The following is a 26,734-nucleotide window of genomic DNA, read 5'->3' on the forward strand; positions in this document are numbered from 1 at the left end:
GCTGCCCGGATGACGCTATGTCTTGGACCGCCCTCTCCCTGGCCTGCCTGGCCTTGCTCCCTTCTCTGGCCTTTGCCGGAGGCAGCTGCGAGCGACTGGTCGCCACGGCCAGCCCGGACGCGCCACCCTTTGCCTGGCGTGATCCGGCCGAGCCTGGCCGCCTGATCGGCGCCAGTATCGATATCCTCTCGCAAGTGAGTGGCGAACTGGGCGTGAAAATCGACGTGCTCTATACCGGCAGGCGCTCCCAGGCGCTGGAGGAAGCGCGTAGCGGCCGTGTGGACCTGCTGGCCGATGCCGTACTCAATGAGCAAGACCTGACGCGCCTGGACTACGTCTATCCGCCCTTGGCCTACAATGAGTACGTGCCCTGGGTTCGCCAGGGCGCCAACCTCGCGTATGGCAGCCTTGCCGACCTTGCCGGCGCTCAGGGCATCGTATCCAGCAAGGCTCGCCTGACACCGGCTTTCCAGGCTTTCGCGGCCACTCATCTCGAGCTGACGGTCGCCGAATCGCTCTCCCAAGCGCTGCGGCGCCTTGCCCAGGGTGAGGCGCAATACGCCATCGCGCCTCGCTACGCGGGTGCCGCCGCGGTCGAGGCGCTGGGGCTCACCGGACAGCTCGTTCCCAGGGAGGTCTCCCTCGACCGGCCTGGCATCTACCTGGCGATCGCCCAGGACTCTGCCTGCAACGACGGCTGGCTGCGCGGACAGCTGGCAAAAAAAATGACAGAATTGGCCGCCTCCGGCGGGATCCAGGCGATCCTGCAGCGCAACGCCGAACGCTGGAAACTACAGCAACAAGCGGCGGGCGCAACGGCGAAACCATAGGATGAGCAGTGTGAACAAACGACTTTACTCCCTGGGGCTTGCGCTGGCGTTGGCCGGCTGTGCCTCGGACCCGGTGCCGGATGAGCAACTGCGGCTGACCGAGCAAGCCATCGAACAGGCGCGCGCGGTGGGCGCCGCCGATGACAGCGCGCCACTTTCCGAAGCCCTGGCGAAGGCTGCCCGGGCGCGGGCTGAATTGGCGGGCCAGCGTAACAAGGCGGCGCGCATGGCGCTGGAGCAGGCGGAGCTGGATGCGCGACTGGCCGAAGCCAACGAACTGAGCCGCAAGAGTCGCGAACAGTTGGCCCAGGTCAATGCCCGCATCCAGCGCCTGCACAAGCAACTGGGGGACGTTCAATGAGCCTCAAGCCATGGCGGGCCGCCAGCTGCCTGATCCTGGGCCTGGCCGGTACCGTGGCCGGGTGCGCCACCCATGACGCGGATGAAGCGCTTGCCCAGGCCAACACCCGTTTTCAGGCAGTGCGCGATAACACCGAAGTACTGCGGCATGCGCCGCGAGACGTGATTCGCGCCGGCGAATCGCTGGCGCGCGCCGAGCGGCTCGCTGGCTACTGGGGAAGTGAAAGCGACGTGCGCCACTACGCGTATCTGAGCAGTCGCTACAGTGACATAGCCCTTGCCCATAGCGAGGCGGCGGATAATCAGGAACGACGGCAGCATCAGGAGTTGGAGCGGGAACGGCTCCAACTGGCCTTGCGCGAATCGAAACTGATGAGCGTCCAGCGCCAGGGCCAGTGGCTGGAGGATCAACTGCTGGCGCTGACCACGACCGACGCTGATCGCGGTCTGGTCCTGACCTTGGGCGACGTGTTGTTCGACACCGGCGAGGCGGACCTGAAGCCCTCGGCCAACCGTACCTTGCTCAAGCTGGTGCAGTTTCTGCAGATGAATCCTCGCCGGGCTGTGCGCATCGAGGGCTATACGGACAGCACGGGCTCGGCGGATGAAAACCTGAAACTGTCACGGGACCGTGCACAAGCGGTCGCCGACATGCTGGTCGACCTGGGCGTGCGGGAGAGCCGCATCCAGGTGCTGGGTTATGGCGATCAATACCCGGTCGAGGCCAATGCCACGGAGCGGGGCAGGGCGCTGAACCGCCGGGTGGAAGTGGTGATCTCCGACCGCCAGGGTGTACTGGGTCAGCAGCGCTGACCGTCCGGCCGGGGGTATGCAAGTGGCCGCGCGAGCGGCCTCTGGCAATTCGCGTCCTGTTCCCATACAGTTGCAACTGTATCGTGCTCAGGTGTTCTGCGGCGCCATGACCAACCTTCTTCTCTATCAGCGCATCGCCCGACAACTGGCCGAAGACATCCGCAAGGGTGTGTACCAGCCGGGAGAGCGGGTACCTTCAGTGCGGAAGATGAGCGCTCAGCTCAATGTAAGCCATGCCACGGTGCTGCAAGCCTACGCCAATCTCGAGGACCAGGGGCTGATCCGGGCGCGGCCGCAGTCGGGCTACTATGTTCATCAGACCCCCGCGCTGACGGCCCCGACACCTGATATCGCCCGGGTCGAACGCCCCGGCCTGGTCACTCGCAGCAGCATCATCCAGCAGGTGCTCGATGAGTCCAGGCGTGATGGCGTTTTCGCCCTGGGGGCGGCCGTACCTCATGTGGAGTATCTGCCGGTGCGCGCGTTGCACCAGCAGATCGCCAAGGTAACCCGGTTTCAGAGCCCAAGGGCCTTCAGCTATATGTTCAGCCCGGGCTACGAGCCCCTTCGCCGGCAGATCGCTATTCGCATGCGGGACGCGGGGGTGGTGGTGGACCCTGCAGACCTTGTGATCACCCATGGATGCGTCGATGCGTTGCAGATGGCATTGCGGACGGTGACGCGACCGGGCGACCTCATCGCCGCCGAATCGCCTACCTATTACGGACTGCTGCAACTGGCCGACCTTCTAGGGCTGAAGGTTATCGAGATTCCCAGTGATCCCACCGCGGGAATCAGCCTGGAGGCCTTGCAATTGGCCGCAAACCAATGGTCGATCAAGGCACTGATGATGACCTCGCGTCTGAGCAACCCGCTGGGAGGTATTGTTCCCGAGGAGCGACAGAAGCAGCTGCTGCGCTTGGCGGCGGATTTCAACATACAGATCGTCGAAGACGATATCCACGGCGAGCTGATGTTCGACCAGGGGCGCCACAAGGCGTTGAAAGCCTATGACCGGCTGGGGCATGTCATCTACTGCTCCAGCTTTTCCAAGACCCTGTCGCCGGGCGTGCGCATCGGTTGGATGATTGCGGGCAAGCATCAGGCCGAGATCCAGCGACTGCAGACCTTCAGTACTCATTCGGCGTGCAGCGTGACCCAGATGGCCATTGCCAGCTACCTGGAAAATGGCGGCTATGACCGCCATCTGCGTCACATTCGCCAGGAATATCGCAAGAACCTCACGGCCTACCAGTTGGCCGTGCAGCAGTATTTTCCCACCGGAACCCAGATGACGCGCCCTTTGGGCGGGTTCATCCTCTGGGTGAGCCTGCCAGGCCGCGTCGACACCCAGCAGTTGCATGTACGCGCCCTGGAGCAGGGGATCAGCATTGCACCGGGGCTGATCTTCAGTAATACCGAGCAGTTCAATCATTGCATCCGTCTGAACTGCGGCATCCCGTGGAACCGCGAGTCCGAGCGGGCATTGGTGACCCTTGGCGTCCTGGCTACGCAATTGTGCGAGGAAAGCGGGAACGGCGCCTGGTATTGATCAGTCCAATATCACGATGCAGCCCTTGCCAAGGTCGCGGGTGAGAGCGAGCATGCCCCTTGTCCGTTGCTAGGTGGTCATTCCATGAATCGGCTCACGCGCCTCGCTTCCCTCCTCATGTTCGCCTCGGTGCTGCCGGTGGCGGCCCTGGCCATGGCGGCGCCTGCGGTCGACGCGCCCGAAGGGTTTGGACTGGGCAAGGCGGTAGCTGCCCCCGAGGCCTTGTCGGCTGATCCTGCCAAGCCAGGCTCCGCCAAAAAGCCTGCTACCACAAAGGCCCAGCCTGGCAAAGGCAAGGCGCCCAAGAGCATTGCCAGCAATCGAGGCAAGGCAACTGCGGGAAAAGTCGCCGCCAAAAGCAAGTCGCGGAAAAAAGCCGAAGTCATCGCCACGGATATTCCCGCCGCGAAGCTCGACCTCAGCCTGCCGAAGGACATGGTCAAGCAGTTGCAGCCTCCTGGAAAGCCCGAGCGCGTCCCTATCTCCGCGGCTCCAGCGGCTGTCGACGGCAAGCCGTTATTGCCCTCGTTGTTCGCGCCCAAGGTCGAAGGGGAGCCCTTCGAACTCAATGGTCGGCTACTTACCAACGAAATGGATTTGCAGTTACGTAACGACAGTCGGCGGGAGGTCGATGGCGCGGCCTTGGACTTCAAGTTCAAGCAATAGGCCGCATACGGCGAACAGCGGTTTCAAACGCGCGTTTACCCGGTTAACATCGTCGTGCCTCACCCTATCGCCCTCTACGGAGTCGTACTGCCCATGTTGTGCCGTGCCGGCTGTGGTGCCTGCTGCATCGCTCCATCGATCTCGTCCCCCATTCCGGGCATGCCGCAGGGCAAGCGCGCCGGAGAGCGCTGTGTACAGCTCGATGGCAACAACCGCTGCAGGATATTCGGCCAGCCTGAACGGCCGCCGGTGTGCAGTGCATTCAGCGCTGATCCTGAGGTCTGCGGCACGGACACGGCCCAGGCGCTGGCGACCCTGGCATGGCTGGAGCACGAAACCGTGGCTGGGGCTTCGAGCGTCTCGTAAACAAGAAGGAAAACCTATGAGAGCGATGTATCGAGTGATCACAGTGTGCGCGCTTCCCTGGCTCAGTGGCATTGCCGTCGCCGAGGATTGGCAGGTGGCCAAGCAGGCGGACGGCATCACCGTTTCCCTGAGCGCGCAGCCCGGGTCCGACTACAAGACCTACAAAGGGGTAGTCACCATCAATGCTCCATTGGCCAAGGTGCGCGGCTTGCAGGAAGACGCCAGTGGCGCCTGCGCCTGGATCCATGAATGCAAGTCGCAGAAGCTGCTCAAGCATGACGGGGCGAAGAGCTGGACCTACACCCAGTTCAATACGCCGTGGCCGGTGACGCCCCGCGACTCGGTGCTGGAAGTGACCAGCAGCGAAGGGGCGGACGGTTCCATCACCCGCCAGCTCAAGGGGGTGCCTGGCTATCTGCCGGAGGAAAAGGGTTTTGTGCGAGTCGCGCAGGTCGAAGGCTACTGGAAGCTCGAGCCCAAGGGGCCGAATGCTACCCAGGTCACCTATCAGGTGCATACCGAGCCTGGGGGCAGCGTGCCTTCCTGGGTCGCCAACAAGTTCGTCGTGGACGCGCCTTTCAACACGCTTAAAAGCCTGAAGGCGCTCGCCGAGCAGCGTTGAGCGTTCGGCAGGCCAGAAAAAGCCGCCCTTGGGGCGGCTTTTTCAGTTGGCACAATCCGGCCTAGCGAGTTTCGAGGTCCTTCACGTCGCGCTGGGTTTCGCCGGTATACAGCTGGCGTGGGCGGCCGATCTTGTAAGGGCTCGAGAGCATTTCCTTCCAGTGGGAAATCCAGCCGACCGTACGGGCGAGGGCGAAGATTACCGTGAACATGCTGGTTGGAATGCCGATGGCTTTCAGGATGATACCCGAATAGAAGTCCACGTTCGGATAGAGATTGCGTTCTTTGAAGTAAGGATCGTTACGTGCAATTTCATCCAGGCGCATGGCCAGTTCCAACTGCGGATCATTCTTGATGCCAAGTTCGGCCAGAACTTCGTCACAAGTTTGCTTCATCACGGTAGCGCGCGGGTCGAAGTTCTTGTAAACCCGATGGCCGAAGCCCATGAGTTTGAACGGATCGTCTTTGTCCTTGGCCTTCGCGATGTACTTGTCGATATTGGAAACATCGCCGATTTCATCGAGCATCGACAGTACCGCTTCGTTCGCGCCGCCATGGGCGGGGCCCCATAGCGCGGCGATGCCGGCCGCGATACAGGCGAAGGGATTGGCCCCGGAAGAGCCGGCCAGGCGCACGGTGGAAGTGGAGGCATTCTGTTCGTGATCCGCGTGCAGAATGAAGATCCGGTCCATCGCGCGGGCCAATACCGGGCTGATCGGTTTGATCTCGCACGGTGTGTTGAACATCATGTGCAGGAAGTTCTCCGCGTACGACAGATCGTTGCGCGGATACATCATGGGCTGGCCCATGGAATACTTGTACACCATGGCCGCCAGGGTCGGCATCTTGGCGATCAGGCGGATCGCCGAAATCTCGCGGTGCTGCGGGTTCTTGATGTCCAGTGAATCGTGGTAGAACGCGGACAGCGCGCCGACCACGCCGCACATGATCGCCATGGGGTGCGCGTCGCGGCGGAAGCCGTTGAAGAACGTCTTGAGCTGCTCGTGCACCATGGTGTGATTCTTCACGGTGCCTACGAATTGCGCCTTCTGCTCGGCGTTCGGAAGTTCGCCGTTGAGCAGCAGGTAGCAGGTTTCCAGGTAGTCCGACTTTTCGGCCAACTGCTCGATGGGATATCCGCGGTGGAGAAGGATGCCCTTGTCGCCGTCGATGTAGGTGATCTTCGATTCGCACGAGGCGGTGGACATGAAGCCCGGGTCGAAGGTGAAGCGGCCCGACGCGGTCAGGGTGCGCACGTCGATAACTTCGGGACCAACGGTGCCGGTTAAAATCGGCAGCTCGACGGGGGCTGCGCCCTCGATGATCAACTGCGCTTTTTTGTCAGCCATTGTGGCCTCCTATTAATGCTTCAAATCATCAGACAGACCCCCCACGCAGGGCCCGCACCACTATAGTGTGATAAATCTCAAAGTCAATTTGCCGAACCGCCCTGGGGTGGGCGCCTCGCCTGCCCGAAAATGTAGTTTTTTTACACCATCTACGCCTTTTCGAAATGCGCTGCAACGCGGATTGCGGAACAGTCCTTTACGTTGTCATTAGTATCCTAACTGTCTATACTCGGCGTCCGACCGCCAGGGGCTTTCGAGCCCGTTCCACTGTCGTCGTCACTCCCTGGGTGGTGGGTACCTGACCAGTACACTTCCCTACAACTTTGCCCTGCTAGCTGGGGGCTCTTCAGTGTGAAAAAAGCCGTGAATAGCCAACGACCTGTAAACCTAGACCTAAGGACCATCAAACTCCCCGTCACTGCTTACACGTCCATTCTCCATCGCATTTCCGGTGTCATCCTGTTCCTCGGCATCGCCGTGGCGCTCTACGCGCTGGGCAAGTCCCTGGGGTCCGAGGAAGGCTTCGGCGAGGTGAAGGCGTATCTGACCAGTCCGCTGGCCAAGCTCGTGATGTGGGGCCTGCTCTCCGCGCTGCTTTATCATCTGGTGGCCGGCGTGCGTCACCTGATCATGGACACCGGTGTCGGCGAAACGCTGGAAGGCGGCAAGCTCGGCTCCAAGATCGTCATCGTCGTTTCCGTAGTGTTGATCGTTCTGGCGGGAGTCTGGATATGGTAACCAACGTCACTAACCTGTCCCGTTCGGGCCTCTACGACTGGATGGCGCAGCGGGTTTCAGCTGTCGTTCTCGCGGTATATTTCATTTTCCTGATTGGATACCTGGTGGCTCACCCGGGGCTCGACTACGCCCAGTGGCACGCTCTGTTCTCCAATAACTGGATGCGCATCTTCAGCCTGTTGTCGCTGGTCGCCCTGAGCGCCCACGCCTGGGTCGGCATGTGGACCATTTCCACCGACTACCTCACGCCCATGGCGCTGGGCAAGTCGGCCACTGTCGTGCGTTTCCTGTTCCAGGCGGTATGTGGCGTCGCAATGTTCGCCTACTTCGTCTGGGGTGTGCAGATTCTCTGGGGTATTTGATCCATGTCCAACATCCGTACGCTGAATTACGACGCCATCATCATCGGTGGTGGTGGCGCCGGCATGCGCGCCGCGCTGCAACTGGCCCAGGGCGGCCACAAGACCGCCGTGGTGACCAAGGTTTTCCCGACCCGTTCGCACACCGTATCCGCCCAGGGGGGCATCACCTGCGCCATCGCCTCGGCCGACCCGAACGACGACTGGCGCTGGCACATGTACGACACCGTCAAGGGGTCGGACTACATCGGTGACCAGGACGCGATCGAATACATGTGTCAGGAAGGCCCGGCCGCGGTCTTCGAGCTGGACCACATGGGCCTGCCTTTCTCCCGCACGGAAACCGGGCGCATCTATCAGCGTCCGTTCGGTGGCCAGTCCAAGGACTTCGGCAAGGGTGGCCAGGCCGCGCGTACCTGCGCCGCTTCCGACCGTACCGGTCACGCCCTGTTGCACACCCTCTACCAGGGCAACCTCAAGGCCGGCACTACGTTCCTCAACGAGTGGTACGCCGTGGACCTGGTGAAGAACCAGGACGGCGCCTTCGTCGGGGTGATCGCCATCTGCATCGAAACCGGCGAAACCGTATACATCCGCTCCAAGGCCACCGTCCTGGCTACCGGCGGCGCGGGCCGCATCTATGCGTCCACCACCAATGCCCTGATCAATACCGGTGATGGCGTGGGCATGGCGCTGCGCGCGGGTGTGCCGGTCCAGGACATCGAGATGTGGCAGTTCCACCCGACCGGCATCGCTGGCGCCGGCGTACTGGTAACCGAAGGTTGCCGTGGTGAAGGGGGCTACCTGATCAACAAGCATGGCGAGCGCTTCATGGAGCGTTATGCGCCCAACGCCAAGGACCTGGCCGGTCGCGATGTCGTGGCCCGCTCCATGGTCAAGGAAATCATCGCCGGCAACGGCTGTGGTCCGAATGGCGATCACGTGCTGCTCAAGCTGGACCACCTCGGCGAGGAAGTGCTGCACAGCCGCCTGCCAGGTATCTGCGAGCTGTCCAAGACCTTCGCTCACGTGGACCCGGTGGTTGCCCCGGTACCAGTGGTGCCTACCTGCCACTATATGATGGGCGGCGTGGCCACCAACATTCACGGGCAGGCCATCACCCAGGACGGCGAAGGCAAGGATGTCATCATCCCTGGCCTGTTCGCAGTGGGCGAGGTCGCCTGCGTCTCGGTCCATGGCGCCAACCGCCTGGGCGGCAACTCCCTGCTGGACCTGGTCGTCTTCGGGCGCGCCGCGGGCCTGCACCTGGAGAAGGCCCTCAGCGACGGCATCGAATACCGCAATGCCAGCTCCACCGATGTGGACGTGGCCCTGGCCCGTCTGAGCGGCCTGAACGAGCGCACCACCGGTGAAGACGTGGCCACTCTGCGGCGCGAGCTGCAAAGCTGCATGCAGAACTACTTCGGTGTGTTCCGTACCGGCGAATACATGCAAAAGGGTATTGCCCAGCTGGCGAGCCTGCGTGAACGAATCGCCAATGTGAAGATCAACGACAAGAGCCAGGGTTTCAACACCGCCCGCATCGAGGCGCTGGAGTTGCAGAACCTGCTGGAAGTCGCCGAGGCCACCGCGATCGCGGCCGAGGAGCGCAAGGAGTCGCGCGGTGCCCATGCCCGCGAAGACTACGAAGACCGTGACGACGAAAACTGGCTGTGCCACACCCTGTATTTCCCGGGTGAAAAGCGCGTCGCCAAGCGTGCCGTGAACTTCGCGCCGAAAACCGTGCCGGCTTTCGAACCTAAAGTCCGGACCTACTAAGGGTGATGACCGCTATGTTGCAAGTCAGTGTTTATCGTTACAACCCGGACCAGGATGCCGCGCCCAGGATGGTCGATTTCCAGGTCGATACCGGCGGCAAGGACCTCATGGTGCTGGACGTCCTCGCGTTGATCAAGGAACAGGACGAAGGCTTCTCCTACCGTCGCTCCTGCCGCGAGGGGGTCTGTGGCTCCGACGGCATGAACATCAATGGCAAGAACGGCCTTGCCTGCATCACGCCGCTGTCGTCCGTGGTCAAGGGCAACAAGCTGGTGCTGCGCCCACTGCCGGGCCTGCCGGTCATTCGTGACCTGGTGGTGGATATGAGCATCTTCTATAAGCAGTACGAGAAGGTGAAGCCTTTCCTACAGAACGATACCCCTGCGCCTGCCATCGAGCGCTTGCAGACTCCGGAAGACCGGGAAAAGCTGGACGGCCTGTACGAGTGCATCCTGTGCGCCTGCTGCTCGACGTCCTGCCCCTCGTTCTGGTGGAACCCGGACAAGTTCCTGGGCCCCGCCGCGCTGTTGCAGGCCTACCGCTTCCTGGCGGACAGCCGCGATACCCGCACCAGCGAACGCCTGGCAGCCATGGACGACCCCTTCAGTGTCTTCCGTTGCCGCGGAATCATGAACTGCGTGAACGTTTGCCCCAAGGGTCTGAACCCTACCAAGGCCATCGGGCACGTGCGTAACATGCTGCTGCAAAGCGGTACCTGATTCATCCGTTGCACCGCAGCACCCCGTGGTCAGGCCCGCCAGCTCGGCCACGGCGAGAACTCGGGCGTCGACCTCGCCGGTCGCCGCCCTTACTTTGAAGAAATGAGACCAGCAGGGGCATCCGGGCTGGTACCCGGACTACCTGCGAGACCCTTGGTGGCCGTGTTCGAGTCGCTGCACCGGACTTGTTCAGGCCCGCCGTGGCTCGCGCAGGTGGTGGCCCCTAACCGAGGGTGACCAAGCATGCAAGAAAGCGTGATGCAGCGCATGTGGGACAGCGGCTACCTGTCAGGTGGAAACGCTGCCTACGTGGAAGAGCTCTATGAGCTTTACCTGCACGACCCTAACGCTGTGCCAGAAGAGTGGCGCACCTACTTCCAGAAGTTGCCCGCCGAAGGCAGCACCGCCCCCGATGTTTCGCACTCTACCGTCCGCGATCATTTCGTCCTGCTGGCGAAGAACCAGCGCCGCGCCCAACCGGTTTCCGCCGGTAGCGTGAGCAGTGAGCACGAGAAGAAGCAGGTTGAAGTGCTGCGCATGATCCATGCGTACCGGATGCAGGGCCACCAGGCGGCCCAGCTGGACCCGCTGGGCTTGTGGCAACGGCCCGCTCCGGCAGACCTGTCGATCAATCATTACGGCTTGACCAATGCCGATCTTGATACGACCTTCCGTACCGGCGACCTGTTCATCGGCAAGGAAGAAGCGAGCCTACGCGAAATCCAGGAAGCCTTACAGCTGACATATTGCCGCACCATCGGCGCGGAGTTCACCCACATCGTCGATTCCGAGCAGCGCGCCTGGTTCCAGCAGCGCCTCGAAAGCGTTCGTGGTCGTCCCGTGTATTCGCCGGAAGTGCAGAGCCATGTGCTCGAGCGCGTCACCGCGGCCGAAGGCCTGGAGAAGTACCTGGGCACCAAGTACCCAGGCACCAAGCGCTTCGGCCTCGAAGGTGGCGAAAGCCTCATCCCGATGCTCGACGAAATCATCCAGCGCTCCGGTTCCTACGGCGCCAAGGAAGTCGTCATCGGCATGGCCCACCGTGGTCGCCTTAACGTGCTGGTCAATACCTTCGGCAAGAACCCGCGGGATCTGTTCGACGAATTCGAGGGCAAGAAGAAGGTCGAGCTCGGCTCCGGGGACGTGAAATACCACCAGGGCTTCTCCAGCAACGTGATGACGCCCGGCGGCGAAGTGCACCTGGCGCTGGCCTTCAACCCTTCCCACCTCGAGATCGTATCCCCGGTGGTCGAAGGTTCCGTGCGCGCCCGTCAGGATCGCCGCAACGATGCCAACGGCGACAAGGTCGTTCCGGTTTCCATTCATGGCGACGCGGCCTTCGCCGGCCAGGGCGTTGTCCTGGAGACCTTCCAGATGTCCCAGACCCGCGGTTTCAAGACCGGCGGCACGGTGCACATCGTGATCAACAACCAGGTCGGCTTCACCATCAGCAACGCTCGTGACGCTCGTTCCACCGAGTACTGCACCGATGTTGCCAAGATGATCCAGGCGCCTATCCTGCATGTGAACGGCGACGACCCCGAGGCGGTGCTGTTCGTGACACAGCTGGCCATCGACTATCGCATGCAGTACAAGCGTGACGTGGTGATCGACCTGGTCTGCTACCGCCGCCGGGGCCACAACGAAGCCGACGAGCCGAGCGGCACCCAGCCGCTGATGTATCAGCAGATCGCCAAGCAGAGCACCACTCGCGAGCTTTACGCCGAGCGCCTGGCGCAAGCCAACGCGCTGACCCCCGAGATCGCCCAGGCGCAGGTAGATGAATACCGCAGCGCACTGGACAACGGTCTGCACGTGGTCAAGAGCCTGGTCAAGGAGCCCAACAAGGAACTCTTCGTGGACTGGCGTCCCTACCTGGGCCATGCCTGGACCGCCCGTCACGACACCCGCTTCGACCTCAAGACCTTGCAGGAACTCTCCGCCAAGCTGCTTGAAGTACCCGAAGGCTTCGTCGTTCAGCGCCAGGTGGCCAAGATCTATGAAGATCGCCAGAAGATGCAGGCCGGCGGCCTCCCCATCAACTGGGGTTATGCCGAGACCATGGCCTACGCTACGCTGTTGTTCGAAGGCCATCCGGTTCGCATGACCGGCCAGGACATCGGACGCGGTACCTTCTCGCACCGCCATGCCGTGCTGCACAATCAGAAGGACGCCAGCACCTATGTGCCGATGCGCCATCTGTTCGCTGGCCAGCCGAGCTTCGAACTCTACGACTCCTTCCTCTCCGAGGAGGCCGTGCTGGCCTTCGAGTACGGCTACGCCACCACTTCGCCAAACTCCCTGGTGATCTGGGAAGCTCAGTTCGGTGACTTCGCCAACGGCGCCCAGGTAGTGATCGACCAGTTCATTACCAGCGGCGAGCACAAGTGGGGCCGGCTGTGCGGGCTGACCATGCTGCTGCCACACGGTTACGAAGGGCAGGGGCCGGAACACTCTTCCGCGCGCCTTGAGCGCTACCTGCAGCTGTGCGCCGAGCACAACATCCAGGTATGCGTGCCGACCACGCCGGCCCAGATCTACCACCTGCTGCGCCGTCAGGTCATCCGTCCGCTGCGCAAGCCGCTGATAGTGCTCACGCCCAAGTCGTTGCTGCGTCACAAGCTGGCGGTGTCCACCCTTGAGGACCTGGCCGAAGGCTCCTTCCAGACGGTCATTCCGGAAATCGACAGCCTCGACCCGGCCAAGGTGACCCGCCTTATCCTCTGCAGCGGCAAGGTGTACTACGACCTGCTGGAAAAACGCCGCGCCGAAGGTCGTGAAGACACCATCATCATCCGCCTGGAGCAGCTCTATCCGTTCCCGGACACCGACCTGGCGGAGATGCTGGCACCCTACACCAGCCTGCAAACCGTCGTCTGGTGCCAGGAAGAGCCCATGAACCAGGGCGCCTGGTACAGCAGCCAGCACCATATGCGCCGTGTCATTGGCAACCACAACCGGTCGCTGACGGTAGAATACGCCGGCCGTGATGCCTCGGCCGCGCCCGCCGTGGGCTACGCCTCGATGCACGCCGAGCAGCAGGAAAAGCTGCTCCAGGACGCTTTCACTGTCAACGCCAACGCGCACTGAACCGAATTAAGGAACCACTGATAATGGCTATCGAGATCAAAGCCCCTACTTTCCCGGAATCGGTTGCCGACGGTACCGTGGCTACCTGGCACAAGAAGCCGGGCGACGCCGTCAAGCGTGACGAGCTGATCGTCGACATCGAAACCGACAAGGTCGTGCTGGAAGTTCTCGCCACCGCCGATGGCGTATTGGGCGCGATCGTCAAGAACGAAGGCGATACCGTGCTTTCCGACGAGCTGCTTGGCTCCATCGAAGCCGGTGGCGCCGCCGCGCCTGCCGCTGCGCCTGCTACCGCCGCCGCCACCGTGGCCGCGGCCGCCGCCGCGCCTGCCAGCGCCGATGAAGACGCCATGGGCGGCCCGGCCGCGCGCAAGCTGGCCGAAGAGAACGGCATTGCCCTGAGCAGCATCAAGGGCACCGGTAAAGACGGTCGTATCACCAAGGAAGATGTGGTCGCCGCCGTCGAGGCGAAGAAGAACGCACCAGCCCAGGCGCCTGCCGCCAAGCCGGCCGCCGCGGTGGCTCCTGTGACCGCGGTCGGTGATCGGGTCGAGAAGCGTGTACCGATGACCCGCCTGCGTGCCAAGGTCGCCGAGCGCCTGGTCGAAGCCCAGTCCAACATGGCGATGCTTACCACCTTCAACGAAGTGGACATGACCGAAGTCATGGCACTGCGCTCGAAGTACAAGGACCTGTTCGAGAAGACCCACAACGGTGTGCGCCTGGGCTTCATGTCCTTCTTCGTCAAGGCCGCCACCGAAGCCCTCAAGCGCTTCCCGGCGGTGAACGCCTCCATCGACGGTTCGGACATCGTCTACCACGGCTACGCCGATATCGGCGTGGCAGTGTCCAGCGACCGTGGCCTGGTGGTGCCCGTGCTGCGCAACGCCGAGCAGATGAGCCTGGCCGAGATCGAGAACGGCATCGCCACCTTCGGCAAGAAGGCCCGCGACGGCAAGCTGTCCATCGAAGAGATGACCGGCGGCACCTTCACCATCACCAACGGCGGGACATTCGGTTCGATGATGTCGACACCTATCGTCAACCCGCCGCAAGCCGCTATCCTTGGCATGCACAACATCATCCAGCGTCCCATGGCCATCAACGGCCAGGTGGTGATCCGCCCGATGATGTACCTGGCGTTGTCCTATGACCACCGCTTGATCGATGGCAAGGAAGCGGTAACCTTCCTGGTCACCATCAAGAACCTGCTGGAAGACCCGGCTCGTCTGCTCCTCGACATTTAACCCCGGCTTCAAGCCATCAGCGGCAAGCGGCAAGCTGGACGGCGGCGGTGAATGCCATCGGCCGTCCGGCTCGCCCGGATCGACTTGAAGCTTGCAGCTTGTAGCTAAGGAATTCTTATGACCCAGAAATTCGACGTCGTTGTGATCGGTGCCGGCCCTGGCGGCTACGTCGCTGCCATCAAGGCAGCCCAGCTTGGCCTGAAAACCGCCTGCATCGAGAAGTACCAGGACAAGGAAGGCAAGACTGCCCTGGGCGGTACCTGCCTGAACGTAGGTTGCATTCCCTCCAAGGCCCTGCTGGACAGCTCGTGGAAATTCCACGAAGCCGAGGAAGGTTTCAAGGCTCACGGCATCAACCACGCTGGGGTCACCATGGATGTTCCAGCGATGGTGGGCCGCAAGTCCCAGATCGTGAAAAACCTCACCTCCGGCGTCGCCACCCTGTTCAAGGCCAACGGCGTCACCCTGCTCGAAGGCCATGGCAAGCTGCTGGCCGGCAAGAAAGTGGAAGTGACCGGCAAGGACGGCAACGTCGAAGTGGTCGAGGCCGAGAACGTGATCCTGGCGTCGGGCTCCCGTCCGATCGACATTCCGCCTGCCCCGGTCGACCAGAAGGTCATCGTCGATTCCACCGGCGCGCTGGAATTCCAGAGCGTGCCCAAGCGCCTGGGTGTCATCGGCGCTGGCGTGATCGGGCTGGAGCTGGGTTCGGTATGGTCGCGCCTGGGCGCTGAAGTCACCGTGCTCGAAGCGCTGGACAAGTTCCTGCCCGCTGCTGACGAAGCGGTCTCCAAGGAAGCCTACAAGACCCTCACCAAGCAGGGCCTGAACATTCGCCTGGGCGCGCGCGTCACCGGCTCCAAGGTCAATGGCGAGGAAGTCGAGGTTACCTTCACCGACGCCAATGGCGAACAGAAAATCGTCTTCGACAAGCTCATAGTCGCGGTCGGCCGTCGCCCGGTCACCACCGACCTGCTGGCCACCGACAGCGGCGTGGACATCGACGAGCGCGGCTTCATCTTCGTTGATGACTACTGCGCCACCAGCGTGCCGGGTGTCTATGCCATCGGCGACGTGGTGCGCGGCCTGATGCTGGCGCACAAGGCGTCGGAAGAGGGCATCATGGTCGTCGAGCGCATCAAGGGCCACAAGGCCACCATGAGCTACGACCTGATTCCATCGGTGATCTACACTCACCCGGAAATCGCGTGGGTAGGCAAGACCGAGCAGGCCCTCAAGGCCGAAGGCGTGGAAGTGAACGTCGGCTCCTTCCCGTTCGCGGCCAGCGGCCGGGCCATGGCGGCCAATGACACCGGCGGTTTCGTCAAGGTCATCGCCGACGCCAAGACCGACCGTGTCCTGGGCGTGCATGTAATCGGCCCAAGCGCTGCGGAGCTGGTACAACAGGGCGCCATCGGCATGGAGTTCGGCACCAGCGCCGAAGACCTGGGCATGATGGTGTTCTCGCACCCGACCCTGTCCGAGGCGCTGCATGAAGCGGCCCTGGCGGTCAATGGCGGCGCCATTCACATCGCCAACCGCAAGAAGCGTTAACAACAAGAAACCACGACATGCCGCCCGTCGTGGGTCCTTCGGGCTCACCGCGGAACGCAGGTCGGACTCAAGCCCGCAGCGCCGCCCCTTGGGTGGTCGCGGGTTGCAGTCACAGGTGGCGCGGCACTCACATGAGCGCAGCGCCGAGAGCGCAGTACCTAACGAAGACGGTAAAAAGCATGAACCTTCACGAGTATCAGGGTAAGCAGCTGTTCGCTGAATACGGCCTGCCGGTATCCAAGGGCTTCGCGGTGGACACCCCCGAGGAAGCGGCGCAAGCCTGCGACAAGATCGGTGGCTCCGAGTGGGTCGTCAAGGCACAGGTCCACGCTGGTGGCCGTGGCAAGGCTGGCGGTGTGAAGCTGGTCAAGAGCCGCGAAGATGCCAAGGCTTTCGCCGCTCAATGGCTGGGCAAGCGCCTGGTCACTTATCAAACTGATGCCAATGGCCAGCCGGTCACCAAGATCCTGGTGGAGTCCTGCACGGACATCGCCAAGGAACTGTACCTGGGCGCCGTCGTCGATCGCTCCAGCCGTCGTATCGTGTTCATGGCCTCCACCGAGGGTGGCGTGGACATCGAGAAAATCGCTCACGATACCCCGGAGAAAATCCTCAAGGCGACCATCGACCCGCTGGTCGGCGCGCAGCCTTTCCAGGGCCGTGATCTGGCATTCCAGCTTGGTCTGGAAGGCAAGCAGGTCGCCCAGTTCGCCAAGATCTTCACCGGTCTGGCCAAGCTGTTCCAGGACCATGACCTGGCCCTGCTCGAAGTCAACCCGCTGGTGATCAAGGCCGACGGCGACCTGCACTGCCTGGACGCGAAGATCAACATCGACGCCAACGCCATGTACCGTCAGCCCAAGCTGAAAACCTTCCACGACCCGTCCCAGGACGATCCGCGCGAAGCCCATGCCGCCAAGTTCGAACTGAACTACGTTGCCCTCGAAGGCAACATCGGCTGCATGGTCAACGGCGCCGGCCTGGCCATGGGCACCATGGACATCGTCAACCTGCACGGCGGCAAGCCTGCGAACTTCCTTGACGTGGGCGGTGGCGCCACCAAGGAGCGTGTGACCGAGGCCTTCAAGATCATCCTGTCCGACTCCAATGTCCAGGCTGTTCTGGTGAACATCTTCGGTGGCATCGTTCGTTGCGACATGATTGCCGAAGGCATCATCGGCGCGGTGAAGGAAGTCGGTGTGAAGGTGCCTGTAGTGGTTCGCCTGGAAGGCAACAATGCCGAGCTGGGTGCCAAGGTTCTCGCAGAAAGTGGTTTGAACATCATCGCGGCTACCAGCCTGACCGACGCTGCTCAACAAGTCGTCAAAGCCGCGGAGGGCAAGTAATGAGCGTCCTGATCAATAAAGATACCAAAGTCATCTGCCAGGGCTTCACTGGCTCCCAGGGTACCTTCCACTCCGAGCAGGCCATCGCCTACGGCACCAAGATGGTCGGCGGCGTGACCCCAGGCAAGGGCGGCACCACCCACCTGAACCTGCCGGTGTTCAACACCGTCAAGGAAGCCGTGGAAGCGACCGGCGCAGAGGCTTCGGTCATCTACGTTCCAGCGCCATTCTGCAAGGACTCGATCCTGGAAGCCGCCTTCGGTGGCATCAAGCTGATCGTCTGCATCACCGAAGGTATCCCTACCCTCGACATGCTGGACGCCAAGGTCAAGTGTGACGAGCTGGGCGTGCGCCTGATCGGCCCGAACTGCCCGGGCGTCATCACCCCAGGCGAATGCAAGATCGGCATCATGCCAGGCCACATTCACCTGCCTGGCAAGGTCGGTATCGTTTCCCGCTCCGGCACTCTGACCTACGAAGCGGTCAAGCAGACTACCGACGCCGGCTTCGGCCAGTCCACCTGCGTGGGCATCGGCGGTGACCCGATCCCGGGCTCGACCTTCATCGACATCCTGAAGCTGTTCCAGGAAGACCCGAAGACCGAAGCGATCGTGATGATCGGTGAGATCGGCGGTTCGGCTGAAGAAGAAGCGGCTGCCTTCATCAAGGCCAACGTCACCAAACCCGTGGTGTCCTACATCGCTGGCGTGACCGCGCCTCCCGGCAAGCGCATGGGCCATGCGGGCGCCATCATTTCCGGCGGCAAGGGCACCGCGGACGAGAAGTTCGCCGCCCTGCAGGACGCTGGCGTGAAGACCGTTCGCTCCCTGGCGGACATCGGCAAGGCCCTGGCCGAGCTGACCGGTTGGGCTGTGAAGTAAGCGGCTCCCTTCCTGCAAAGGCCACCTTCGGGTGGCCTTTGTTTTTTTCGGCCTTTGCAATCGTATAGACTTGCCACACCGCGGCGGTCGCTGAGGCCGACGTCAGAAACATCAAGAATGAGAGTAGCCATGGGCGCACAGTGGAAAGCTAAACACAAAGAGGCAGCGGCCAACGCCAAGGGGCGTATTTTCGGCAAGCTGGCCAAGGAACTTCAGATCGCCGCTCGCGCCGGAGCGGACCCGGACATGAACCCCCGGCTGCGCCTGGCCGTCGAGCAGGCGAAGAAGGCGTCCATGCCTCGCGATACCCTGGAACGCGCCATCAACAAGGGCGCTGGTCTCAGTGGCGATGTGGTGCAGTACACCCTGGTGAAATATGAAGGCTTTGCCCCGCATCGGGTGCCCCTGATCGTGGAGTGCCTGACTGACAACGTGAACCGCACCGTCGCCGAGATCCGGGTACTGTTTCGCAAGGGTCAGCTGGGCGCCGAGGGCTCGGTGTCCTGGGACTTCAACCATTGCGGCATGATCGAAGCCGCGCCGGCCGAGGCCGATGCCGATCCGGAGCTGGCCGCCATCGAAGCGGGCGCGCAGGATTTCGAGGCGGCGGAGGAGGGGGCTACCCTGTTCTTCACCGAGATTACTGACCTGGACGCGGTGCAGAAGACGCTTCCCGAGCACGGATTCACGGTGCTGTCAGCCAAGATCGGCTACGTGGCCAAGAACCCGGTCGCGGTGACCGACGAGGCGGCACTTGCTGAAGTGGAAGCCTTCCTGGACGCCATTGACGGTCATGACGACGTGCAAAACGTCTATGTGGGTCTTAAAACCGAATGACGCCCGCGGCCCGGCGCCGAGGTGGCCGCACCCTGTTCCTTTACCTGCTGCCTAATCACTGAGCAGACGCGCCCGCACTTCTTCAAGGGCTGGGCGCGCCAGGGTATCCGGTTGCTGACAGACCTTGGCGAGGCTGGCCCAGTGTTCTGCCGGTTGGGCGCAGCGCAGTGATATTTCTTCAAGCATGATGCCCAGGGCACGCGCTTCGATGGCTTCCAGGGCCCTGGCCTGATCCTGATCCTCGCTTGTGTAACGGCTGGCCGCGCCGAAGTCTCCGAGCAGGCCGTGGCCACTGCTGTCGACCAGCACATTATGGGCGTACAGGTCGCCATGGCTGATGCCCCGCCGATGCAGATGGGCGGCAGCGCTGGCAATGCCTGAAAGCAGCGTGCTGGCCTGTTCGTGTGTGAACCAGCGGTCGCCAGGGTAGCAGTCGCGTGTGCAGGTCTCCAGGCTTGGCGGCGCGGCCAGGGTGCGATAGCCGTTACCTATTCTCTCCATGACAAGCCCCGGTAATCCTTCTGGATGTCCGGTGAGCTCCGCGTGGGCCGCTATCAGGTTGGAATGTTGGCCGGCCTGCAGGCTGGCGGCGATCTCATCGGTCGGTGTGCCGTCACTGGTCCTCCCGGCCCGATAGCATTTGAGCGCTACAGCTTCGTTAGTGGCCGACCAGGCTTCGTAGACGATTCCGGATGCCCCTTCGCCTAATGGCCGGCCAACCCTGAAGGTCTTCCAGGCCATGGCGGGACGAGCCCGCCTTCCATGCTCAGCGAAACCTGGATTTCCCGCGAATGCGAGCCAGGCGAGCCGGGGCAGGCGCAGCAGCCAGCCAGGCAGCTCGACCAGATCATTGCAGGCGATTCGTATCAGCTCCAAGGCACCGCAATGGGCCAGGCTTGCCGGCAAACCGGTGAGGCAATTGCCCGCGAGCATGAGCTTTTGCAACCTGGGCAAGCCGTCGAAAACCTCAGGCAGTGTCTGGATGCGGTTGTCGGTCAATATCAGCCAGCGCAATGCAGGCGGCAGCGACGCGGCAGGGACCTGGCCGATGGCACAGGCCTTGAAGCCTACCATCTCCAGCGCCGGGCACTGCCCAAGCACTTCGGGCAGCTCAGTGAACGGATTATTGGAGCAGAACAGCACTTTCAGTCGCTTCAGTCGCGGCAGGTCCGCGGGCAAATGGGTGAGCTGGTTACCGTTCAGATTGAGCACCTCCAGCGTATCGGCCAGCCCGTACACCTCAGGAGGGACTTCTTTCAAGTCAGCCTGCAGATCCAGGCGAGTGGCGCCAGCCAGGGCGCCTGCGCGTAGCTGGTCAAGGGTCGTCATGGCCGCCCCTCGCTCTGGCGGAGCTGGCTCAGACGGCTCTGACTGCGCATCAGGTCCACCGCCGAGGCGGCCAGTGCTTGCTCGAGCGGATGTTCGCTAAGCAGGATCAGCCGCTTGTCCCGGTCGTAGAGTACGTCCACCAGATTGATAAAGCGTTGCTGCACGGCAATCGAGCACTCCGCCAGTAGGGGCAGGTCGGCGACCACCCATTCATCGAAACGCTCGCAAAGCAAAAGATAATCCATGACCGCGGTGGGCGCCTCGCAGAGCTCAGCGAAGGTGAAGATGACACGTCGCTCATGCCAGCTGCGTGCCGTGAGCTGACGATTACCCACCTTCAGTGAAACGCCTTCGCCTGGGACGACCCCAAGTTCCCGACGTTCCTGCGCGCTGGCGCTCACACGATAGCTTCCGGTTACGAAACGCTGCGCGCTACCCGAGCCCGGCAAGCGACGGTAGTCCTGCTCGCCTCCGACCTCCAGGACCTCCATTTGCGCTTCGATCAAGCGGATTACTGGCAGGAATCGTTCATGGTAGAGGGGGTTGGGCAGCAGTTGCGCCGGGGCGTAATTGGAAGTAACCACCAGTAGCACGTCACGGGCGAACAGCGCTGAGAAGAGTCGCCGTATGAGCATGGCATCGCCGATGTCGTGAACGTGGAATTCGTCGAAGCACAGCAGACGGCAATCGCTGAGCAGCACGTCCAGGGTGCGCTCCAGGGCGTCGTCCTTTCCTTGATGGCGGAACATGCCCGCGTGGAGATCCGCAAAGAACCCGTGAAAATGCAACCTGCGCTTGCCATCCAACGGGACTGCCTCGAAGAAGCGATCCAGGAGCCAGCTTTTGCCGCGGCCCACCTTGCCATGCAGATAAAGGCTATGCCGGCCATTGAAGCGAGCCTGTGGCTCCACGAGCAGGGAGACGCGGGCCGCCAGCCGGTCGATGACCTGACGCTGGCTCTGGCCGAGAGTATAGCCCTGCTGTGCGGCGCGTTCATCGAAGTAATGCCTGACCGCTTCGGCGGCTGCGCTGTTGCGGGCCGGGGAATCGGCATTCCCGCCGCCGAAGGAAAACCAGGAGCGTTTCGAAACCAAGGGAAGGTCCCATTGAAGCTGTTGGGGCCTCCAGTATATACGGGCTAGATGTCCTTACCCATGGCGCGCGTCAGAGCCTCTCGGTTGCCCAGACCCACCGCGCTGACCATGGCGTAATTATAGACCGGGTCCGACCAGTAATCGGCCTGCAGTTCGCCATCCCGGCGGCTGCCCCGGGGCAACAGGCGGTAGCCGGGCCCGGGAGGACGCACATAGAAGCTGGCCCGTTCACCCGCGGCGTTTTCGTATACAACCATTGCGGCTGGGCCCTGGTCGGTATTGAGCAAGCGCGCGCTGCGTGGATGGAAGCCCGCAGGTGACAAGTCCGGCAGCCGTTGCGCGCGGTCGAAGTATCTATCCAGCCAGCGCTGCAGATCGCCCGGCGCTTGCCCGGTGTAGTCGGCCTGGAGTATCCCCTGTGCCGCGAACATGCGGTAGGCGGCCAAGGCATCCGTCATGGGCGCCGCATGGGTGGCCACGGGCCGATATTCAGGTCCGCGGGCTTGCCATCCGGCCATGGCGCCGCAGCCTACTGCCATTACCAGTGTGGCGGCCCGGGCCAAGTGACGTAGGCGGCGGCCGCGACGCTGTCTAGCGATGGCCAGCGGATCCAGGCCGGGGTTCGCTGGCAGGTTCAGCGCCCCGCCGAAAACCGCGCGCAATCGCTGGGCGTCGGCCTGCCAGGCCTGAACTTCTCGCGCGGTGTCCGGGTGATTGGCCAGCCAATTTTCCACCCGTTGGCGGTCTTCGGCCGAAAGGCGTTGGTCCACGTAGGCATGAAGATCATGCTCGGAAGGGGGGAGGTTCGTCATTTGCATACTCGCAAAGGAGGGGGGCTGATTTCCCCCTCCGTCAGTTGATGCAGCGCCTTGCGCGCCCGGGAGAGTCGAGACATCACGGTACCTATGGGAATATCCAGCATCCGTGCCGCTTCCTGATAGCTCATTCCCTCGACCGACACCGCGAAGAGCAGGGCTCTTTGCTCCGGCTTGAGCCGGTCGAACGCGCCCAATGCGGCCTGTGCCACCACCGCGCGTTCGGTGGAGGGCAGCGCTTCGTCATGACCCATGAAGAACTCAAGCATGCGGGCATACCGGCGAGCGCTGCGGTGGCTATCGACGAAGCGACGATAGAGGATCGAGAACAACCATGCCCTCAGGTCGCCGTCGTCGCGTTTGCCGTTCCAGCGCGCCAACGCTCGTTCAAGGGTGGATTGCACCAGGTCGTCCGCATTGCTGCTGTCCCTGGTCAGCGAGAGGGCGAACCGGCGCAGGCGCGGTAGAAGGTCTCGCAGTTGCTCGTCTAGGTCTTTCATGGCAATCACGTCGCTGGTTGAACCGGCCAGACGGCAATGGAACGCGTTTATTCCCTCCCAGGCCGACCAGCGGTCGTCTTTTTCAACGAAGAACCGGGACCATGTCGGCGACTACCTTGAGCATATCCTGGGCCAGACGCGCCGAGCGGGCCCCTGACCAGCCGGTGCGCGGCTCCGGTGCGTCGAGGTGGTCCTTGAACGGCATTTCCAGCGTCAGGGACAGGCAGTCGAAACGCTGGCCGACCGCATTGCAGGCCAGGCGCATGTTGGCCTGGCCCGGCAGGTCCCGGGTGTAACCGTGCCGTTGCTGGAACTCCGCCGTCCGTGCGCACAGCGCATCGCGCAAGCGCGCCTCCAGGTCGGCGATACGAGGACTGTACCCCGGGTTGCCCTCACAGGCTGCCGTGAACACGTGGGGGATCTCCTCGTCACCATGCGCGTCGATGAAAAGGTCCACCCCATGCTTATCCATCTGCTGGAGCGCGAAATGCACTTCCGGGGTTTCCTCGGCTGTCGCATCCTGCCATGCCCGGTTCAGGTCCTTGCCTGCCGCGTTGGTCCGCAAGTGACCGTGGAAGGCGCCGTCCGGGTTCATGTTCAGGATGAGATACAGCTCAGCCCGCTCCAGCAAGGACCGCAGCCAGGGCTCGCCTTGCTCGAGCGCTTCTATGATCCCCTCCATGAACCACTCGGCCATGTGCTCGCCGGGATGTTGCTGCGCAATGAACCAGAGCTTCCGTTTGCCCGGCTCCCCCTTGCCTGCGCGGTAGAGGGGAATTTCCCGTCCCTCGCAACTCCTGCCAGTGGCCAGGCGTTCCAGCCCGTGATGAGCGTCGGCGCGGGCCATCAGGGCCTCGTGGCGAGCGAGGCGGTATGGCTCGAAATACGCGAACGAGATGATCGGCGCCGATGCGACCAGGCTGAAGCTCAGCGCTGAGCCGTCGTAATGGCTAGGTACCCGAAACCAGTGTTCCGAGTCTTCGCAGGCTACGGCGTCGTACCCGTTCCACGCATGGGGATAGGACGACTGACCGGCATTGGTGATCACGAACTCATAGCGCTCACCTGCCACGAGTCCGGATGCTCGGAAATGAAACCACTGAAAATGGCCGCTGCGGGTATCGGGCCTGATGGCCAGGCGAATGTTGGTAGGGTCGCTGGCGTCCAGTACCTGAATGTTTCCAGTATCGAAGCCCGCTTCGATGGTGATGGCGTTTGGGCTGGAGTGCATGTGCAGATTTCATGTTGGACAAAAACAGAGTGTACACCTGGGTTGGTCGGTGCTCACGTTACAGACGGATCAGTCACAGGGTTCGGCGTGTACGACCTTCTCGACCTCCAGGCCGCAGTCGAGGCAATGTATGACCAGCGCGTGGGCCATGCCCAGGAGGTGAACCACGCCCAAGGCCAGGTGGCGCGCTTCACCCTTTTGCGAATCGGCGTTTTCATAGGCTACGGCCGCCGCGCAGTGAAGCAGGCTGCTGGCCTGGGTCAAGGCTTCAAGATGGTCGAGGTTGGCCCGAGGGGAAAATGGCAGGGAAAGCGGGAAGGGGAGAGAGGGCGTCATTGAGGCTCCTTGCTTGGATGACACTGAGAAAGCCGTGGCAGCGCCTAGTATAATTACGGCCCGTAGCAGGGGGATAAGCAAAGCATTACGGATTATGTATGGCTCTCGTGGCGCTGCGCGCTAAGGTACGACCCCATGGAAACCTGGATCGAACTAGTCAAACAGAAAATGCGCGAGCGCCGCCTTACGCAGGAGCAGCTCGCCGAACGCATCGGCCGCTCCCAGGGCGCCGTGAACCACTGGCTCAGCGGGCGCCGCCGACCGGACCTGGACACCATGAACGATGTGCTTCGCGAACTTGGGGAAGTGAATCTCGAAGTGGTGCAGATACTCCGTGTCAATGAGCAGCGAGGCAGATACGGTCATCAGGCTGTGGCGGCTGTCCCTGAGTGGGCCATCACCAGGCCTGGCTTCAGTTATCCCGTGCTTGAGTGGGCGGCCGCGGTTGATTCGAAACCCTCGATATCCGCTTACAGCACCGGCCGTGAATACGTGTCGGACTACCACGCCAAAGGGCCTGCCTACTGGCTTCAGGTAGAGGGTGAAAGCATGAGCGCGCCTTTCGGGCGTAGCATACCGTCCGGAGCGCTGGTACTGGTGGACCCGTGCGCTCAGGCCGCTCCTGGCGACCTGGTGATCGTGACGGCCGTCGTCGTTCAGGAAGCGATCTTTCGGGAGCTGGCGATAGAGGGCGGACGCCGCTATCTCAGGGCCCTGAATCCGAACTGGCCGGTGATGAGCTGGGAGGATGACTGGGAAATCAAGGGCGTTGTGGTTCGAGCCATGCTCGACCTGCAATAGGCTCAGGCATAGGCGCGAATGCAGCGAGGGGAGCCGAAGCTCCCCCCAAGGTCGTGTGCACTTTTCGTTATTGGTCTACGGCGGCCTGTTCTTGTTTTTGTCGGCCTGCCTGTGCACGCTGTGCGGCCCCCACTCGGGGCCAAGAGCAAACGTATTTTTTTGAGCGCTGATCCATTCTCGAGTGAGTACGATGTTCATCGGCTGCCTCAGGGCAGTTTTGTTCTTATGTTTGAACGATCGTGGGCATTGCCCTTGAAAACGCACCTTCGTCAAAAAGATCTGTTGGCTTCGCCTCTGCCGCGGTTGTTCTTGTTATGTCAGAGTCGTTTGTATTGTTGTTATGGTGTCGCTGGGTTTTTCTTGTTCTTGTGCCAATCACATAGCAGAAGCCGTGCCAGATCAGATAAATCCTTATAAAACAATGACGTGCTGTGAGGGTGAGGGCGCTAAAGGCTTTGAGTGACGTTTTTATGTTTCCGGGTTACTCGTTCACCGGTACAGCTGAAGCCTTCGGTAACACTTCAAGTCGTGGCCTGTGCGAGCGCCTGGGAGCGCTCCCTTTGGCTGACCGCTTCGCAAAGGTCGATCAACAGCTCGCGCATCCACCGGTTGGCGGGGTCCTGGTCGGTGCTTTCATGCCAGTAAAGGTGAGTTTCCACGCTGGTTACACCCGGGACAGGCAGTGGCGCACAGGGAAGATCGTGACGGCGGGCGAATCGCTCAGGCACGGTGATGACCATGTCGGTGTGCTGCAGTACCTGCGATGCCATCATGTAATGCTGCGAGCGCAGAGCGATTCGCCGTTGCAAGCCGAGCTTGCCAAGGGCCAGATCGACTTCACCCAGTCCGTTGCGCCGACTGGAGATATGGATGTGAGCCTGGGCGAGGTAAGCATCGAGCGTGAGCGGCCTGCCTTCCAGAGGGTGACCTCGGCGCATGGCGCATACGTAGCGGTCCTCCATCAGACGCACGTGGCGAACCTGAGGATCAGTGTTGAGCGGGGCATCGACCGCGAAGTCCAGACGGCCCGCCGCGAGCTCCTTGGTGGTTTCACGTCGTTTGCACAGAAAACTCTCCACTACGACACCAGGCGCCTGTTTACGCAACCGTCGTAGCAGGGGCGGCAGCATTACCGCCTCGATCAGGTCCGTCATGCTGATTCGAAAGGTCTTGCCTGCCTCGGCGGGATTGAAGGTACGGCTTTCCTGGACCGATACCCTGAGAAGGGCCAGGGCGCTGCGAACCGACCCGATGATGTTCTGTGCCATGGGCGTAGGCACCATCCCTTGAGCCGTGCGCACGAACAGTGGGTCGTTGAAGGTTTCCCTCAAGCGAGCCAGGGCATTGGACACGGCAGGCTGGGTGATGCCGACGATCTGCCCTGCTCGTGTCAGATTCGCCTCGGTATAGATGGCGTCGAACACGATGAACAGGTTCAGATCGACTTTGCTCAGGTTCATGGGCGATACGCTCTCAGGTCAGGGATGCCGTATCCGGCTTATGAATGTTTATACACCAGGA

26 protein-coding genes are annotated in these 26,734 nt (G+C 62.1%); 18 read left to right on the forward strand and 8 right to left on the reverse strand.

Annotated features, from left to right (window positions below; genetic code table 11):
• Window positions 1–17: 17 nt before the first annotated feature.
• The 7 genes from ACP691_RS06410 to ACP691_RS06440 all read left to right on the forward strand — a co-directional run bounded on the left by ACP691_RS06410 (window position 18) and on the right by ACP691_RS06440 (window position 5,209).
• Complete coding sequence (locus tag ACP691_RS06410) at window positions 18–830, forward strand: substrate-binding periplasmic protein (RefSeq protein ID WP_426198718.1); 813 nt, start codon at window positions 18–20, stop codon at window positions 828–830.
• Between the two features lies 1 nt (window position 831).
• Window positions 832–1,191 carry a DUF4398 domain-containing protein gene (locus ACP691_RS06415; RefSeq protein WP_426198720.1) on the forward strand — a complete coding sequence of 120 codons (360 nt, stop codon included), beginning with the start codon at window positions 832–834 and terminating at the stop codon, window positions 1,189–1,191.
• Entirely contained in the window at window positions 1,188–2,003 is an 816-nt protein-coding gene (locus ACP691_RS06420; RefSeq protein ID WP_426198722.1) for an OmpA family protein, read from the forward strand. The genes ACP691_RS06415 and ACP691_RS06420 overlap by 4 nt, the downstream gene beginning before the upstream one ends.
• A gap of 106 nt (window positions 2,004–2,109) precedes the next feature.
• Window positions 2,110–3,555: a PLP-dependent aminotransferase family protein gene (locus ACP691_RS06425; RefSeq protein ID WP_426198723.1), complete on the forward strand. Its 1,446-nt coding sequence runs from the start codon at window positions 2,110–2,112 to the stop codon at window positions 3,553–3,555.
• An 84-nt stretch (window positions 3,556–3,639) separates the two neighbouring features.
• Window positions 3,640–4,221: a translation initiation factor 2 gene (locus ACP691_RS06430; RefSeq protein ID WP_426198725.1), complete on the forward strand. Its 582-nt coding sequence runs from the start codon at window positions 3,640–3,642 to the stop codon at window positions 4,219–4,221.
• A 93-nt stretch (window positions 4,222–4,314) separates the two neighbouring features.
• Window positions 4,315–4,587, forward strand: a complete 273-nt coding sequence (locus ACP691_RS06435; RefSeq protein WP_426199622.1) for a YkgJ family cysteine cluster protein — start codon at window positions 4,315–4,317, stop codon at window positions 4,585–4,587.
• Between the two features lie 16 nt (window positions 4,588–4,603).
• A complete protein-coding gene (locus ACP691_RS06440) occupies window positions 4,604–5,209 on the forward strand; it encodes an START domain-containing protein (RefSeq protein WP_426198728.1) in 606 nt (201 codons plus the stop codon).
• Window positions 5,210–5,270: 61 nt separating this feature from the next.
• Here ACP691_RS06440 and gltA read toward each other — a convergent pair whose 3' ends face one another.
• Window positions 5,271–6,557, reverse strand: a complete 1,287-nt coding sequence (gltA, locus tag ACP691_RS06445; protein ID WP_426198730.1) for a citrate synthase — start codon at window positions 6,555–6,557, stop codon at window positions 5,271–5,273.
• Between the two features lie 351 nt (window positions 6,558–6,908).
• Here gltA and sdhC point away from each other — a divergent pair, with 351 nt between their 5' ends.
• The 10 genes from sdhC (at window position 6,909) to ACP691_RS06495 (ending at window position 19,107) form a co-directional block, all read left to right on the forward strand.
• Window positions 6,909–7,295 (forward strand): succinate dehydrogenase, cytochrome b556 subunit, encoded by a 387-nt coding sequence (sdhC, locus tag ACP691_RS06450; RefSeq protein WP_187375337.1) that lies wholly within the window; start codon window positions 6,909–6,911, stop codon window positions 7,293–7,295.
• The gene (gene sdhD, locus ACP691_RS06455) at window positions 7,289–7,657 is read left to right on the forward strand and encodes a succinate dehydrogenase, hydrophobic membrane anchor protein (protein ID WP_040262762.1); all 369 of its coding nucleotides are present in this window, start codon (window positions 7,289–7,291) and stop codon (window positions 7,655–7,657) included. The genes sdhC and sdhD overlap by 7 nt, the downstream gene beginning before the upstream one ends.
• A 3-nt stretch (window positions 7,658–7,660) precedes the next feature.
• Window positions 7,661–9,433: a succinate dehydrogenase flavoprotein subunit gene (gene sdhA, locus ACP691_RS06460; protein WP_040262764.1), complete on the forward strand. Its 1,773-nt coding sequence runs from the start codon at window positions 7,661–7,663 to the stop codon at window positions 9,431–9,433.
• Window positions 9,434–9,447: 14 nt separating this feature from the next.
• Window positions 9,448–10,152 carry a succinate dehydrogenase iron-sulfur subunit gene (locus tag ACP691_RS06465; RefSeq protein WP_426198732.1) on the forward strand — a complete coding sequence of 235 codons (705 nt, stop codon included), beginning with the start codon at window positions 9,448–9,450 and terminating at the stop codon, window positions 10,150–10,152.
• A 243-nt stretch (window positions 10,153–10,395) separates the two neighbouring features.
• Window positions 10,396–13,242, forward strand: a complete 2,847-nt coding sequence (locus ACP691_RS06470; RefSeq protein ID WP_426198734.1) for a 2-oxoglutarate dehydrogenase E1 component — start codon at window positions 10,396–10,398, stop codon at window positions 13,240–13,242.
• A 23-nt stretch (window positions 13,243–13,265) separates the two neighbouring features.
• The gene (gene odhB / locus ACP691_RS06475) at window positions 13,266–14,489 is read left to right on the forward strand and encodes a 2-oxoglutarate dehydrogenase complex dihydrolipoyllysine-residue succinyltransferase (protein WP_426198736.1); all 1,224 of its coding nucleotides are present in this window, start codon (window positions 13,266–13,268) and stop codon (window positions 14,487–14,489) included.
• Window positions 14,490–14,606: 117 nt separating this feature from the next.
• Window positions 14,607–16,043 (forward strand): dihydrolipoyl dehydrogenase, encoded by a 1,437-nt coding sequence (gene lpdA, locus ACP691_RS06480; RefSeq protein ID WP_040262771.1) that lies wholly within the window; start codon window positions 14,607–14,609, stop codon window positions 16,041–16,043.
• A 179-nt stretch (window positions 16,044–16,222) separates the two neighbouring features.
• Window positions 16,223–17,389, forward strand: coding sequence for an ADP-forming succinate--CoA ligase subunit beta (sucC, locus tag ACP691_RS06485; protein WP_426198737.1), 1,167 nt, complete (start codon window positions 16,223–16,225; stop codon window positions 17,387–17,389).
• Window positions 17,389–18,270 (forward strand): succinate--CoA ligase subunit alpha, encoded by an 882-nt coding sequence (gene sucD / locus ACP691_RS06490; protein WP_040262774.1) that lies wholly within the window; start codon window positions 17,389–17,391, stop codon window positions 18,268–18,270. The genes sucC and sucD overlap by 1 nt, the downstream gene beginning before the upstream one ends.
• A gap of 129 nt (window positions 18,271–18,399) precedes the next feature.
• Complete coding sequence (locus ACP691_RS06495; RefSeq protein WP_426198739.1) at window positions 18,400–19,107, forward strand: YebC/PmpR family DNA-binding transcriptional regulator; 708 nt, start codon at window positions 18,400–18,402, stop codon at window positions 19,105–19,107.
• Between the two features lie 51 nt (window positions 19,108–19,158).
• Here ACP691_RS06495 and ACP691_RS06500 read toward each other — a convergent pair whose 3' ends face one another.
• From ACP691_RS06500 to ACP691_RS06525, 6 genes are all read right to left on the reverse strand, one after another.
• The gene (locus ACP691_RS06500) at window positions 19,159–20,436 is read right to left on the reverse strand and encodes a leucine-rich repeat-containing protein kinase family protein (protein ID WP_426198740.1); all 1,278 of its coding nucleotides are present in this window, start codon (window positions 20,434–20,436) and stop codon (window positions 19,159–19,161) included.
• Window positions 20,433–21,530 carry a cell division protein ZapE gene (zapE, locus tag ACP691_RS06505; protein WP_426198742.1) on the reverse strand — a complete coding sequence of 366 codons (1,098 nt, stop codon included), beginning with the start codon at window positions 21,528–21,530 and terminating at the stop codon, window positions 20,433–20,435. The genes ACP691_RS06500 and zapE overlap by 4 nt, the downstream gene beginning before the upstream one ends.
• Before the next feature lie 44 nt (window positions 21,531–21,574).
• Complete coding sequence (locus tag ACP691_RS06510) at window positions 21,575–22,342, reverse strand: anti-sigma factor family protein (RefSeq protein ID WP_426198744.1); 768 nt, start codon at window positions 22,340–22,342, stop codon at window positions 21,575–21,577.
• Window positions 22,339–22,845, reverse strand: coding sequence for a sigma-70 family RNA polymerase sigma factor (locus ACP691_RS06515; RefSeq protein WP_426198746.1), 507 nt, complete (start codon window positions 22,843–22,845; stop codon window positions 22,339–22,341). Before ACP691_RS06515 ends, ACP691_RS06510 begins: the two co-directional genes overlap by 4 nt.
• An 82-nt stretch (window positions 22,846–22,927) precedes the next feature.
• Window positions 22,928–24,076, reverse strand: a complete 1,149-nt coding sequence (locus ACP691_RS06520) for a M14 family metallopeptidase (protein WP_426198748.1) — start codon at window positions 24,074–24,076, stop codon at window positions 22,928–22,930.
• A gap of 69 nt (window positions 24,077–24,145) precedes the next feature.
• The gene (locus ACP691_RS06525) at window positions 24,146–24,412 is read right to left on the reverse strand and encodes a DUF6124 family protein (protein ID WP_426198750.1); all 267 of its coding nucleotides are present in this window, start codon (window positions 24,410–24,412) and stop codon (window positions 24,146–24,148) included.
• 135 nt (window positions 24,413–24,547) lie between these two features.
• Here ACP691_RS06525 and ACP691_RS06530 point away from each other — a divergent pair, with 135 nt between their 5' ends.
• Window positions 24,548–25,213 (forward strand): LexA family protein, encoded by a 666-nt coding sequence (locus tag ACP691_RS06530; protein ID WP_426198752.1) that lies wholly within the window; start codon window positions 24,548–24,550, stop codon window positions 25,211–25,213.
• A gap of 521 nt (window positions 25,214–25,734) precedes the next feature.
• Here the strand turns inward: ACP691_RS06530 and ACP691_RS06535 are convergent.
• Window positions 25,735–26,673, reverse strand: coding sequence for a LysR family transcriptional regulator (locus ACP691_RS06535; RefSeq protein ID WP_426198754.1), 939 nt, complete (start codon window positions 26,671–26,673; stop codon window positions 25,735–25,737).
• Window positions 26,674–26,734: the final 61 nt, after the last annotated feature.

Origin of the sequence: Pseudomonas sp. DC3200b2 (genome assembly GCF_049895785.1) — a bacterium.
Lineage (GTDB): Bacteria > Pseudomonadota > Gammaproteobacteria > Pseudomonadales > Pseudomonadaceae > Aquipseudomonas > Aquipseudomonas massiliensis.